The organism is Curtobacterium pusillum, assembly GCF_013359865.1.
GTDB lineage: Bacteria > Actinomycetota > Actinomycetes > Actinomycetales > Microbacteriaceae > Curtobacterium > Curtobacterium pusillum.
In genome coordinates, this window is record NZ_JABMCE010000069.1 from 46,462 (window position 1) to 59,642 (window position 13,181).

Consider the following 13,181-nt stretch of genomic DNA (forward strand, 5'->3'; position numbering starts at 1 on the left):
CGCGCCCGGTCCTGGCCGGCTCAGCGCAGCGTGTGCGGGGGCGGTGTCCCGTCCCACCGACCGTCGGCACCCGCCGGGCCCCACCCGGGGACCGACGTCGCCCCGCCGGTCCGGTCGATGCGGCGGTGGTGCCGCAGCACCGCGACGAGGACGACCACGCCGATGACCGACACGATCGCGAGCCCCGCGACGTAGAGCGTCGTCGCGACGCCGGCGATGCCGTCGGGGACGTACCCGTTGCGCGCTGCCGAGAACGGCGTGCCGGTGACGATGAACGCGAGCAGCGTCGAGATCGTCGAGTTCGAGTCCCACAGCCCGTGCAGTACCGACACCGCGACGTAGGCACCGAGGACGGCCCCGGACCAGCGGAACCGTGCCCGGCCCCGCGCGGCACCGAACAGGGCCGCTCCGAGGATCGCGGTCCAGAGCACGTGCCCGATCGGTGACAGCACGGCGCGGGCGACCTCGGTCTGCAGCAGGGAGGCGAGATCGATCCCCTGCGCCGTGATGGCGGCGTTGAACGCGTACCCGGCCGATTCGAAGGCCGCGAAGCCGGCGCCGATCGTCGCGCCGAGGAGCGCCCCCTGCCGCGCGGTCTTCGGACGCACGCGCCAGCCGACCACCACGAGCAGCACGCCCTTGACGAACTCCTCGACGAAGCCGACCGCGACGTACACGGCGGCTCCGGCCCGGAGGTCGGCCTCGAGCAGCGACGCGCCGAGCACGCCGAGGATGCCCCCGACGAAGAAGGCCACGACGAGCTGCATGGTGCTCACCGTCCCGGTCACCCGTTCGATGACGAAGAGCACGACCGTGAAGGGCACGAGGAAGCTCCCGAGCAGGATGATCGTCGGCACGAGGTTCGTGTTCTGCGTCGACACGGTGACGACGATGGTGACGGCCCACAGCAGGAAGCCCACGAGCAGGGTCTTCCACCACCATCCGTGGCGGTGGTGCAGGTGGGCGGCGCTGGCGTCGAGGGGCAGGCTCATGGCCGCCATGCTGCTCCCCGGACGTGACTCGCGGTCACGGGAATGCGGCGGCCCGCTCGGACGTACTCTGTGGACATGAGCGAAGCCACCCCTGACAAGGTCACGATGTTCGGCGCGGACTGGTGCCGCGACTGCCGCCGCTCCAAGGCGCTGCTCGACACGCTCGGTGTGGACTACGAGTACGTGGACGTCGAGGCGGACCTGTCGGCCGCCGGGCGCGCCGAGGAGATCAGCGGGCGCAAGAACATCCCCGTCGTGGTGCTGCCGAACGGGAAGCACTTCGTCGAGCCGTCCGATGCGGAGCTGCGCTCGGAGCTCGAGGCCGCGGGCGTCGTCTGACGCGCGACTCCGCCCGCCGCCCGGACATCGGATGAATCGGGCATGATGGCGGCGTGATCATCGACGCTCACCACCACCTCTGGGACCCCGCGGACCGGCCGTACCCCTGGATGGACGACTCCGTCGCACCGATCCGTCGCCGGTTCGACGTGGACGATCTCCGCGCCGTCTCGCACGACACCGGCGTCACGAGGACGATCGTCGTGCAGGCCGTGCACGACCCGGACGAGACCGCCTGGCTCCTGACGCAGCCGTCCCCCGTGGCCGGCGTGGTGGGGTGGGTCGACCTGACCGCGCCGGACGTGGCCGATCGCCTGGCGTCCGACGCGCACCCCCGGCTGGTGGGGATCCGGCACCAGGCGCAGGACGAGGCCGACCCCGATTGGCTCGCCCGCCCCGACGTCGCGCGCGGGGTCCGGGCGCTGGCCGAGGCCGGGCTGGTGTTCGACCTGCTCGTCCGTGCGCGCGAACACACCGCAGCACTCACCCTCGTCGACGCCGTCCCCGAGGCGTCCTTCGTGCTCGACCACGCCGGCAAGCCCGCGATCGCCGATGACGGACCCGACGTCGCTGACGCGTGGCGAGACCGGATGCGCGACTTCGCCGACCGACCGCAGGTCACGTGCAAGGTCTCCGGACTCCTCACCGAGGCCGGCAGCTCCTGGCGCGATCGCCCCGTCGCCCGGTACGCCCGCGAGGTCGTCGAACGCTTCGGCCCGGACCGCTCGATGTACGGCTCGGACTGGCCGGTGTCGACCCTGGTGGGCACGTACGACGAGGTGCTGCGGACGACACGCGATGCCCTCGCCGACCTCTCCTCGTCGGAACGGGACGCCGTGTTCCGCGGGACGGCCGAGCGTGTGTACCTTGCCGGAAGCCCCGCGCAGACGTAGGATGTTTCCGCTGCACCGGCGCAGCAGGAGAGCGAGGAACGATGCGGTTCGCACGACTGGGCCCAGCGGGGAGCGAGATCCCCGTGGCCATCGACACCGACGGCGAGGTCCTCGACCTCAGGAGCATCACGGGCGACATCAGCGGCCCGTTCCTGGCGTCCGACCCGGTCGCCGCCGTGCAGCACGCCCGCGCCGTGGGCGACCTGCCCGTGCTCGACGGCGCCGAAGCCGGCAGCCTCCGCCGCGGTGCCCCGATCGCCCGACCCGGCAAGGTCGTCTGCATCGGCCTGAACTACCGGGACCATGCGGCCGAGACCGGCGCCGAGATCCCCACGGAGCCCATCGTCTTCATGAAGGACCCGATGACGGTGATCGGTCCCGACGACGAGGTCCTCGTCCCCCGCGGCAGCACGAAGACCGACTGGGAGGTCGAGCTCGCCGTCGTGATCGGCACCACCGCTCGGTACTGCGAGTCCGAGGACGAGGCCGCGACCCACATCGCCGGCTACGCCATCGCGAACGACGTCTCGGAACGGGAGTTCCAGCTCGAGCGCGGCGGGCAGTGGGACAAGGGCAAGTCGTGCGAGACGTTCAACCCGCTCGGACCGTGGCTCGTCACGCCGTCGTCGCTGCAGGAAGCCGGCCTCGACCCCGGGGCCCTCGCGCTGCGCCTCACCGTGAACGGCGAGGTCCGGCAGGACGGCACGACCGCGGACATGATCTTCCGGCCTGCCGAGATCATCCGGTACCTGTCGCAGTTCATGGTCCTGTACCCGGGCGACGTGATCAGCACCGGCACCCCGGCGGGCGTCGCGCTCGCGGGACACGCCCCGTACCTGCGGCCCGGCGACGTCGTCGAGCTGACCGCGGACGGCCTGGGGACGCAGCGCCAGACGGTCGGATCAGCCTGATGGGCTCGCACGACGGCCTCCGTGCGATCGTCACCGGCGGCGCCTCCGGCATCGGCGCCGCGATCGCCGCCGCACTGCAGGACCGCGGGGCCACCGTGGCCGTGCTCGACCTGCAGCCGTCCGTCGCCGAGGACGTGTTCTCGGCGACCTGCGACGTCGCGGACGACGAGTCGGTCCGCGCCGCGGTCACCGCCGCCGTCGACGCGCTCGGTGGCCTCGACGTCCTCGTCAACAACGCCGGCATCGGCGCCCAGGGCACCGTCGAGGACAACCCCGACGACGAGTGGCGACGCGTGTACGAGGTGAACGTGCTCGGTGCCGTGCGGCTCTCCCGCGCGTGCCTGCCGCACCTCCGCCGGTCCGACGCCGCCAGCATCGTCAACACCTGCTCGATCGCCGCCACCGCCGGACTCCCCCAGCGGGCCCTGTACTCCGCGACGAAGGGGGCCATCGCCGCCCTCACCCGCGCGATGGCCGCGGACCACCTCCGGGAGGGCATCCGCGTCAACGCCGTCAACCCCGGCACCGCGGACACCCCGTGGGTCGCGCGGCTGCTCTCGACCGCGGAGGACCCCGCCGCGGAACGGGCGGCCCTGGAGGCGCGGCAACCCCACGGACGCCTCGTCGCCCCCGAGGAGGTGGCCGAAGCCGTCGCCTACCTGACGAGCCCGCTCGCCAGGTCGACGACGGGCGTCGACCTCGCGGTCGACGGCGGGATGCAGGCCCTCCGGCTGCGGCCGGCCGGATGACGCTCGCCGGCTGCGCGGGGCGGACGGGAGGCGCGGCTATCGTCGTCCTGTCCGCCCGCGTCCGCGAGCGGGCTGAGCAGGAGGTGGTGACGTGGCTTCGCTGACCGACGACGCGATCGCGCGCATCCAGCAGATGATCGTGAGCGGCGAGCTCCAACCCGGGCAGCGCCTCCCGCCCGAGAAGGAGCTCAGTGAGTCCCTCGGCCTGTCCCGGAACAGCCTGCGCGAGGCGGTGAAGGCCCTCGAACTCATCCGCGTGCTCGACGTCCGGCGGGGCGACGGCACGTACGTGACGTCCCTCGAACCGGCCGTGCTGCTGGAAGCGGTGTCGTTCGTCGTCGACATGCACCACGACCGTTCCCTCGTGGACCTGCTCGAGGTCCGGCGCATCCTCGAGCCGGCCTCCGCCGTCCTCGCGACCGCCCGCGCCTCGGAGCAGCAGATCGACGACCTCGCGACGCTGATGAACTCGGTGGGCGAGGACACCGGCGTCGAGGACCTCGTCGCGCACGACCTCCTCTTCCACTCGACGATCGCCGGCATCGGCGGCAACCAGTACCTGTCCGGGCTCCTCGACGCGCTGTCCAGCAAGACGGTGCGGGTCCGGGTGTGGCGCGGACTCACCCAGAACGGCTCGGTGCAGCGCACCCTCGACGAGCACGCCGCCATCGTGGACGCGATCCGGCGACGGGACCCGCAGCTCGTGCAGGCCCTCGTCGTGTCCCACGTCGAGGGCGTCGAGCGCTGGCTCCGTCGTTCCCTGGACTGAACCTGGACGCCCGCTGAGGAAGAGCGGTGTTGTCTCGGGTGCTGGTCGTGAACCGGCAACCCGCTGGACACGAGGACCCCACAAGGAGGAAACCGTGCTCGGTCTCATCATCAGCCTGATCATCATCGGACTCATCGCCGGCGCGCTCGCTCGGCTCATCATCCCCGGCAGGCAGCACATGTCGATCCTCATGACGATCGTGCTCGGCATCGTCGGGTCGTTCGTCGGGGGCTTCCTCGGGTTCCTGATCTTCCAGCACGACCCGATGGACGGCTTCTTCCAGCCGGCCGGCATCATCGGATCGATCATCGGCGCGATCATCGTGCTGTTCATCTACACGCGGTTCGCGGGCCGCTCGACGCGCACCCGCTAGTCGAGGCACCGCACAACCCAAGACACCCCGAGCCGCGCTTCCGCGTGGCTCGGGGTGTTCTTCGTCCGGAGGTACCCGGGCTGCTCAGACCTCGAGCAGGCCTGCCGCGCGGAGGTCGTCCCACAGGGCGTCCGGCACGTCGACGGCCGCCCGCTCCACGTTCTCGCGGACCTGGTCGGCGGACTGGGCGCCGAGGGCGATCGCCCGCACCGCGTCCGCTCGACGCGGGAACGCGAGGGCGGCCTCGGGCAGCGTCACGCCGTGACGTTCGCAGACGTCGGCGATCGCGTTCGCCCGAGCGATGAGCCCCGCCGGCGCCTCGGCGTAGTCGTAGCTCGCGCCGGCCGACGGTCGCACCTGCCCGAGCAGCCCGGAGTTGTACACGCCGACCGCGACCACGGCCACGCCGAGGGAAGCGCAGCGTTCGACGAGCGCCGCAGCAGGCTGCTCGAGGAGCGTGTACCGCCCGGCGAGCATGACCACGTCGCACAGCCCGGTCTGCACCGCGGCGGACAGCGCCGCCACCGAGTTCGAGCCCACGCCGACGGCCCGCACCACGCCCTCGTCCCGGAGCTCGGCCAGCGTCGGCAACGCCTGCGTCAGCCCGTCCCGCAACGAGTACACGTCCGGGTCGTGCAGGTACGCGATGTCCACCCGGTCGAGGCCGAGCCGCTCGAGGGACTCGTCGAGCGACCGCCGAACGCCCGACGGTGACGGGTCCCACTGCCGCACGAGGTCGTCCGGCACCGCGAACCCGCCCGACTCCAGGTCGTCGCCCTCGCCCCGAGCGGGAACGAGGAGCCGGCCGACCTTCGTGGACACCAGGTAGGAGTCCCGCGGCCGGTCGGCGAGCGCTGCCCCGAGTCGACGCTCGGACAGCCCGAGACCGTAGTGCGGCGCCGTGTCGAAGCCGCGCACGCCGGCCTCCCACGCGGCGTCGATGGTCGCGCGGGCGTCGGCGTCGGACACCGGGCGCAGCAGGTTCCCGATGCCGGCGCCGCCGAGCCAGAACGGCCCGTCGTCGAACGGGATGTCGGTCATGACTGCCCTTCCAGGGTCCAGACGAGCGGAATGCCTTCGTCGTCGCCCGAGTAGTCGTCGTCGGCCTCGAGCAGTGGGTTCACGATCTCCTGCCAGGCGACGTTCACGGGGTCGTCGGCGAGCGACCGACGCATCGCACGGTAGTCGTCGACCTCGATGAGGTGGAACAGGTCCTGCCCGTCCCGCCAGATGCTCCAGTTCGTCACCCCGGCGGCTCGGAGCCGTTCGGCGAGTGCCGGCGGGATCGAGGCGTGCACGCGTTCGTACTCCGCCTCGCTCCCCGCCCGCAGCCGCGTCCGCGAGAGGATCCGCTGCACTAGCGGCCCGCCACGGCGTCGTCACGGAGGAACAGCTCGACCACCGGCACGGCCACGTCCGGGCGGACGATCGGCAGCGTGAGCGTCAGCGTCCCGGCCGGCTGCCCACCGAGCCCCGTGTTCTGGGCCCGGGTCCCCGGCGGGATCTCGCGGTAGTGGATCTCCGACGCGTCGTTCAGCAGCTGCGCATACGCAACGCGCCCGGCGAGGTCCGGCAGGTGCACGTGCTCGAACGGCCACGTGAACAGGTGCAGGTAGAGCCGGTTCCCGTTCTGCGTGTAGACCGTCCCGGCGGGGGCGCGGAACTCCGACGGGCCGGCGCCGTACACCGATCGCGCGTGCTGGTGCATCCACGAACCGATCCCGGCGAGCGCCGACCGTGCGACACCGTCGAACTCGCCGCGGCCGGTGGGCCCGACGTTGAGGAGCATGTTCCCGTTGTTCGACACCCCGTCGACGAGCATCCGGACGAGCAGGTCGACGCTCTTCACGTTGAGGTTGTCGCGGTCGTAGCCCCACGAGCCGTTGAGGGTCTGGCACGCCTCCCACGGCACCCGGACGCCGTCGACCTCCATCGGCTTGTCCGGCTGGTACTGCTCGGGAGTGACGAGGTCGCCGGGGATGTCGAGCCGGTCGTTGACGATGATGCCGGGCTGCAGGCGCTTGGTGAGCGCCATGAGCTCCTCCGAGCCCCAGTCGTCGCGGCCCTTGCCGCCCCAGATGTCCTCGTGGTCGTTGTCCCGGTACGAGAAGTCGTAGAAGAGGTAGTCGATGCGGCCGTAGTCCGTGAGCAGCTCGGACACCTGGCCGTGCAGGTACTCGCGGTACCGGGCCATGTCGCGGCCCTCGTTGAGCCGGGCGATCTCGGCCTCCCCGTCGTCCCGCCGCGGGTGCACCCCGTCGACGGTGAAGTCCGGGTGGTGCCAGTCGATGAGCGAGTGGTAGAAGCCGACCCGGAGCCCCTCGGCCCGCACGGCGTCGACGAACTCGCGCACGATGTCCCGACCGAACCGGGTGTTCGTGGCCTTGTAGTCGGTGAGGGCCGAGTCCCAGAGCGCGAAGCCCTCGTGGTGCTTCGTGGTGAGCACGACGTACTTCATGCCCGCCTCGCGCGCGCGTCGGGCCCAGTCCGCGGCGTCGAACAGGTCCGGATCGAAGTGGTCGAAGTACTTCTGGTAGTCGGCGTCGGTGATCCGCTCGCGGTTCTTCACCCACTCGTGCCGGGCCGGGAGCGCGTAGAGGCCCCAGTGGATGAACATGCCGAACCGGTCGTGGGTGAACCACGCGGGCAGTCCGGCGGCGTCGGTCGCGGTCTGCGGCTCTGCAGGTGCGGTGATGGTCATGTGGGCCGGTTTCCTTTCTGAGGGGGACGAACGGGAGGCGCGGTGCGCCCTGGCGAGGTCGGCTACCGGCCGCCGAGACCGGAGGTGACGATGCCCTTGACGAGGTGCTTCTGGAGCACGACGAGCAGGATCACGGTCGGCAGCATCGAGATCACCGACGCCGCCATCACGAGGTTCCACTCGGAGCCCTGCTGCCCGAAGAACTGCTGCAGGCCGAGCGGGATGGTGCCGCGGGCCTCGACGTCGTTGACGACGACGAGCGGCCACAGGAACGAGTTCCAGTACGCGATGAACGAGAACACCGCGAGGACGGCCATGGTCGGCCGGGCGAGCGGGAGCATCACGGAGAAGAACGTCCGGATCGTCCCCGCCCCGTCGACCCGTGCTGCGTCGTCGAGTTCCTGCGGCACGGTGAGGAAGAACTGCCGCACGAGGAACGCCCCGAGGGCCGTGAACGCCCACGGGATGATGAGCGCCTGGAACGTGTCGACCCAGCCGAAGCCCTGCATCATCACGTACATGGGGATGACGAGGACGTCCTGCGGGATCATCAGCGTGGCGAGGAACAGGACGAACACCAGGTTCCGGCCGCGCCACCGCAGCCGGGAGAACGCGTACCCCGACAGCACCGCGACGACGACGTTGATGGCGGTGCCGGCCGCTGCGACGAACACGCCGTTGAGGATGAACCGCGCGAACGGCAGGTACGTGAACGCCTGCACGTAGTTCGACCACTCGAACGAGGAGCCCCAGAGCGTCGGCGGCGTGGTGAACACGTCGGCCGACGGCTTCAGGCTGGTCGCCACCATGTAGATGAGCGGCGAGACGAACAGCAGCGCCACCAGGCAGAGCAGCACGTAGCCGACGGCACGGCGCACCCGACCGGTCTGACGGTGCGTGCGGGGCACCGCCCGCGGGTTGATCGTCCGGTTGGACGAGGTCAGCTCACTCATAGTGCACCCACCGCTTCTGTCCGAGGAACTGCACGGCTGTGATGCCGAGGATGATGACGAACAGCACCCAGGCCCCCGCCGAGGCGAGTCCGAGCTGCTGCGTCTGGAAGCCCGTGTTGTAGATGTACTGCACGAGCGTCTCGGTCGCGGTGCCGGGTCCGCCCTTCGTCAGCACGAAGGGTTGGACGAACACCTGGAACGAGGTGATGAGGGTCATCATGGTGGCGAAGAAGACCGACGGCGAGATGAGCGGGAACTTGATCCGCCAGAACAGCTGCCAGGCGTTCGCCCCGTCGAGCTGCGCGGCCTCGAGCTGGTTCTCCGGCACCGAGTCGAGCGCCGCCGAGAAGATCAGCATGTTGTAGCCGAAGCCCTGCCAGACGCTCATCGCGACGACGGCGAGCATCGCCCACTTGTCGTCGGCGAGGAAGTTCGGCGCGTGCACGCCGACGGTCGACTGCAGCGTCGCGTCGATGGCGCCGCCGGGCTGGTACAGCATCCGCCACACGACGACGTTCGCCACGATCGGCGTCACCGTCGGGATGAAGAACAGTACCCGGAACACGTGCCGGTGCCGGATCTTCGGCGTCAGCCAGGCGGCGAGCCCGAGCGACACGACGAGGTTCAGCGGCACGTACAGCACCACGAACGCGACCGTGTTCAGCGTGACCGTTCGGAAGATCGGGTCGGTGAAGAGCTTCGCGTAGTTGTCGAACCCCGCCCAGCTGCGTTCGCCGAGCATGGGCCAGTTCATGAAGCTCACGACGAGCGACGCGATGATCGGGAACGCCGTGAACACGACGAGGCCGATCGAGTGCGGGGCGGCGAACGCGGCGCCCCACCACGAGCGCCGGCCGACGACGCCGGGGGCGTCGCCGCCCTTCGGGCGGGGCGTCACCGTACCGCTCGCGACCGCGGTCGCGACGGCGGGGACGGCTGCCTCGGCCGGTGGGTCCTGGATGGTGGTCATGCGACGACCTCCTCGTCGTTCGCCGGGTCCGGTCAGGGGGTGGGACGGGACGGGAGGCGCGGGTCGGGGCCGACCCGCGCCTCCAGGCCGTCACTGGTTCAGCTGGCTCGCGATGGAGGACATGGTGTCCTTGCCGGAGGTCTGCCCGTTCACCGCCTGCAGTCCGTACTGGGCGAACAGCTGGTTGAGCTGGTCGCTCTTCTTGTTGCCCGGCAGGGGGACCGCCTTGTCGAGCGCGGCCTTCAGGGTGTCCTCGACGCCGTCGATGCCGGCGTTGTCGTACCAGGCCTGCTGCGCCGCCGTGCGTCCGGGGAAGGCCCGACCCTGCTCGGCGAGCGACGTGAGGACCTTCTCGCTGGTCATCGTCTGGATGGCCTTGAACGCCTGCTCGGGGTACTTGCACTGCTTCGAGATGCCGAAGCCCGAGCCGGCCGCGTACGAGCTCGCACCGGACGTGCCGGACGGGAACGTCGTGACGCCGAGGTCGAACTTCACCTTGGCCTTCTGGCTGATGATCGACCACGGGCCGTCGGCGTACATCGCGACGTCGCCGGACACGAACGCGTTGTCGTCGGCCGAACCGTCCGCGCTCGCCTGCGTGGCGTAGCCCTTCTTCACCAGGCTCGCGATCCAGTCGAGGCCCTCGGCGAACTTCGCGTTCTTCGCGTCGAGCTTTCCGGAGTCGCTGATGACCCGGCCGCCGTCGTACGCGAGGATCTGCGACTCGAGCGGGATGTCCTCCACCGTCGTGCCGTACATGGTCGTGCCGGCGGCCTTCATCTTCGCGGCCGCGGCCTCGAAGTCGTCCACCGTCCAGCCGGGCCTCGGCTCGTCGATGCCGGCCTTCTCGAAGAGGTCCTTGTTGTAGAACATGAGCATGGGGCCGGTGTCGTACGGCAGGCCGTACAGATCGCCGTCGACCTTCATGCCGTCGAGTGCGGTCTGGTCGTACTCGCTCAGGTCGAGGTCCGCCTTCTTCGCCAGGTCGTCGATCGGCACGAGGACGTCGGTGTAGTTCGCGGCGCGGAGGGACTGGATGCTGACGATGCAGGGCGCGGTGCCGGTCGAGAGCTGGGTGCGGAGCTTGGTCCAGTAGTCGTTGAACGGCGACCCCTGGATCGTGACGTCGACGTCGTCGTCCGTCTGCACGGTGTCGGCGACCTTCTGCCAGGCGGCCTTGTCCTCCTTGCCGGAGATCCACATCGCCCAGGTGAGCGCGTCCTTGGACTGGCCGTCGCCGGCACTGCTCCCGGCGGAACAGCCCGTGAGCACGAGGGCCATGGCGGCTGCTGCCGCGAGCCCGGCGGTGAAACGTCGTTGCATCGGTGTCTCCACTTCGTCGTGGTGATCGGGTGTGAGGGTCTTGCGTGTCGTGCTGGCTTCAGGCGACGCGCACGGCGTCGGGGATCGTCTCGTCGGCGGCCGACCAGACCGGTCCGTCCGGGAACGAGTACGTGTCGAGGGAGCCACCGAGCATCTCGGTGCCCGCACCGGGAGCGGTCGGTGGCCAGTACCGGCCGTCGCGCACGTCGACCGGGGTCACGAAGTGCTCGTGCAGGTGGTCGACGTACTCGATGCACCGGGTGTCGAGGTCGCCGGTGAGGGCCACCGCGTCGAACATCGAGAGGTGCTGGACCGCCTCGCACAGCCCGACGCCACCGGCGTGCGGGCACACCCGAACGCCGTGCTTCGCCGCGAGGAGCAGGATCGCGAGGTTCTCGTTCACCCCGGCGACCCGCGTGGCGTCGATCTGCAGCACCGACATCGCTCGGGCCTGGATGAGCTGCTTCGCGATCACCCGGTTCGCCATGTGCTCCCCCGTCGCCACCGGGATCGGTGCGATGCGGCGGGCGATCTCGGCGTGCGCGAGCACGTCGTCCGGGCTCGTCGGCTCCTCGACCCAGGCGACGTCGAAGGGCCGGAGCCGTTCGATCCACGTGACCGCCTCGTCGACGTCCCACCGCTGGTTGGCGTCGACCGCGATCCGGATGTCGGGGCCGACGGTCGCGCGGGCGAGCCCCATGCGCCGGACGTCTTCGTCGACGTCACCGCCGACCTTGAGCTTGATCTGGGCGAACCCGTCGTCGACGGCCTCGCGGCAGAGGCGGGCGAGCTTCTCGTCGTCGTAGCCCAGCCAGCCGGGGGTGGTCGTGTACGCCGGGTAGCCCCGCTGCTCGAGGCGGCGCTTCCGTTCGGCCCGGAGCGGCACGGCGGCCTCGAGCAGTCCGAGTGCGTCCGCCGGGGTGATCGCGTCCGTGAGGTAGCGGAAGTCCACGAGGTCGACGAGTTCCGCGGGGCTCATGTCGGCGAGCAACGCCCAGAGCGGCTGTCCGGCGCGCTTCGCCCGGAGGTCCCAGAGGGCGTTCACGACGGCGCCGATGGCCATGTGCATGACGCCCTTCTCCGGGCCGAGCCAGCGCAGCTGCGAATCGTGCACGAGCCGCCGCCACGTGTCGCCCATGTCGGCGAGGACCGCTTCGGCGTCAGCGCCGACGACGTGCTCGCGGAGCGCTGCGATGGCTGCTTCCTGCACCTCGTTCCCGCGGCCGATGGTGAAGACGAAGGCCGATCCGACGTGCCCGTCGAGGGCGTCGGTGGCGATCTCGACGTAGGCGGCGGAGTAGTCGGGTGCCGGGTTCATCGCGTCGGACCCGTCGTGTTCCCGCGAGGTCGGGAACCGGATGTCGCGCACGCGCAGTCCGGTGATGCGGCTCATCGTGTCTCCTGCCCGTCCGGTCTCCGTCGACCGAACGAGGTAATCGAAACATCGGATGTCTCGCATGTCAAGGGGGATCTCGATTGCGTTTTGGCCACGAGGCAGGCCGTTTTGGTCCGATGACTTTGTCCAGGCGTGGAGAAAGCGAGCACAGACGGGAGGCGCGGTGCGAGTTGAACCCGCACCGCGCCTCCCGTCTGCGCTCGCTTCTATCAGGCGGAGGCGAGCCGGCCCATCTCCGCCACCACGCCGCGGAGCCGGTCCGCCAGCTCTTCACGCGACCCGACCGTGAAGCGGTGCGCCGCCTCGATGACGGCGGCCATCACGAGGGTCACCGCGGTGCGGGCCGAGTCGGCGTCCGTGCGCGCGGCGGCGACCTCGTACACCTCGAGCCGGGCGTCCGCCATCCACTGCAGCATCGTGGGCACCATCTCCGGGCGCGCCTGCACGAGCGCCTTCATCCGGCTGCGGTCCGCGGGCAGGTTCACGGTCTGCGCGACGAGCTCGCAGAGGTCGGAGACGAGGGAGCCCTCCGCGGTGGCGAACGCTTCCCGCGCGCCCTCGGGGATCGTCGTCGCGGGCAACCCCAGCGCTGCGTTGCCCTTCGACGGGAAGTAGTTGAAGAACGTCCGGGGCGAGACCCCGGCCGCGGCGCAGATCTCCTCGACCGTGACGCCCGCGAGGCCACGGTCGGTGACGAGGTCGAGCGCGGCCTCGTGGATCGCGTTCCGGGTCTGCTGCTTCTTGCGCTCCCGCAGGCCGCTGTCGCCGGTGGCGGGTGCTTCGGTGCTGGTCACGTGCTGCTCCTGGTGCGG

The 13,181-nt window shown here is 70.6% G+C and carries 15 protein-coding genes; 6 read left to right on the top strand and 9 right to left on the bottom strand.

Going from position 1 to position 13,181, the window contains the following annotated elements; translation table 11 throughout:
* Positions 1-20: 20 nt before the first annotated feature.
* Positions 21-992 (bottom strand): PrsW family intramembrane metalloprotease, encoded by a 972-nt coding sequence (locus HP507_RS06945; RefSeq protein WP_254700982.1) that lies wholly within the window; start codon positions 990-992, stop codon positions 21-23.
* 75 nt (positions 993-1,067) lie between these two features.
* On the opposite strand from HP507_RS06945, the gene HP507_RS06950 reads away from it, so the two are divergent.
* From HP507_RS06950 to HP507_RS06975, 6 genes are all read left to right on the top strand, one after another.
* Positions 1,068-1,331, top strand: a complete 264-nt coding sequence (locus HP507_RS06950) for a glutaredoxin family protein (RefSeq protein WP_175351065.1) — start codon at positions 1,068-1,070, stop codon at positions 1,329-1,331.
* 53 nt (positions 1,332-1,384) lie between these two features.
* Entirely contained in the window at positions 1,385-2,224 is an 840-nt protein-coding gene (locus tag HP507_RS06955) for an amidohydrolase family protein (RefSeq protein ID WP_217508559.1), read from the top strand.
* Between the two features lie 41 nt (positions 2,225-2,265).
* A complete protein-coding gene (locus tag HP507_RS06960; protein WP_175351066.1) occupies positions 2,266-3,135 on the top strand; it encodes a fumarylacetoacetate hydrolase family protein in 870 nt (289 codons plus the stop codon).
* A complete protein-coding gene (locus HP507_RS06965; RefSeq protein ID WP_175351067.1) occupies positions 3,135-3,884 on the top strand; it encodes an SDR family NAD(P)-dependent oxidoreductase in 750 nt (249 codons plus the stop codon). Before HP507_RS06960 ends, HP507_RS06965 begins: the two co-directional genes overlap by 1 nt.
* Positions 3,885-3,975: 91 nt before the next feature.
* Complete coding sequence (locus tag HP507_RS06970; RefSeq protein WP_175351068.1) at positions 3,976-4,653, top strand: FadR/GntR family transcriptional regulator; 678 nt, start codon at positions 3,976-3,978, stop codon at positions 4,651-4,653.
* A gap of 94 nt (positions 4,654-4,747) precedes the next feature.
* Positions 4,748-5,026, top strand: a complete 279-nt coding sequence (locus HP507_RS06975) for a GlsB/YeaQ/YmgE family stress response membrane protein (RefSeq protein WP_175351069.1) — start codon at positions 4,748-4,750, stop codon at positions 5,024-5,026.
* Positions 5,027-5,110: 84 nt separating this feature from the next.
* Here the strand turns inward: HP507_RS06975 and HP507_RS06980 are convergent, their stop codons facing one another.
* From HP507_RS06980 to HP507_RS07015, 8 genes are all read right to left on the bottom strand, one after another.
* Positions 5,111-6,067: an aldo/keto reductase gene (locus HP507_RS06980; RefSeq protein ID WP_175351070.1), complete on the bottom strand. Its 957-nt coding sequence runs from the start codon at positions 6,065-6,067 to the stop codon at positions 5,111-5,113.
* A complete protein-coding gene (locus tag HP507_RS06985; RefSeq protein WP_175351071.1) occupies positions 6,064-6,384 on the bottom strand; it encodes an L-rhamnose mutarotase in 321 nt (106 codons plus the stop codon). The genes HP507_RS06980 and HP507_RS06985 overlap by 4 nt, the downstream gene beginning before the upstream one ends.
* A complete protein-coding gene (locus HP507_RS06990) occupies positions 6,384-7,727 on the bottom strand; it encodes an alpha-L-fucosidase (RefSeq protein ID WP_175351072.1) in 1,344 nt (447 codons plus the stop codon). Before HP507_RS06990 ends, HP507_RS06985 begins: the two co-directional genes overlap by 1 nt.
* A gap of 62 nt (positions 7,728-7,789) precedes the next feature.
* Positions 7,790-8,680 (bottom strand): carbohydrate ABC transporter permease, encoded by an 891-nt coding sequence (locus tag HP507_RS06995; RefSeq protein WP_175351073.1) that lies wholly within the window; start codon positions 8,678-8,680, stop codon positions 7,790-7,792.
* Entirely contained in the window at positions 8,673-9,650 is a 978-nt protein-coding gene (locus HP507_RS07000; protein ID WP_175351074.1) for a carbohydrate ABC transporter permease, read from the bottom strand. Before HP507_RS07000 ends, HP507_RS06995 begins: the two co-directional genes overlap by 8 nt.
* 90 nt (positions 9,651-9,740) lie before the next feature.
* Positions 9,741-10,973 carry an ABC transporter substrate-binding protein gene (locus tag HP507_RS07005; RefSeq protein WP_217508560.1) on the bottom strand — a complete coding sequence of 411 codons (1,233 nt, stop codon included), beginning with the start codon at positions 10,971-10,973 and terminating at the stop codon, positions 9,741-9,743.
* A gap of 58 nt (positions 10,974-11,031) precedes the next feature.
* On the bottom strand, positions 11,032-12,366 hold the full coding sequence (locus HP507_RS07010) for an enolase C-terminal domain-like protein (RefSeq protein WP_175351076.1): 1,335 nt from the start codon (positions 12,364-12,366) through the stop codon (positions 11,032-11,034).
* A gap of 212 nt (positions 12,367-12,578) precedes the next feature.
* Positions 12,579-13,163, bottom strand: a complete 585-nt coding sequence (locus tag HP507_RS07015) for a TetR/AcrR family transcriptional regulator (protein WP_175351077.1) — start codon at positions 13,161-13,163, stop codon at positions 12,579-12,581.
* Positions 13,164-13,181: the final 18 nt, after the last annotated feature.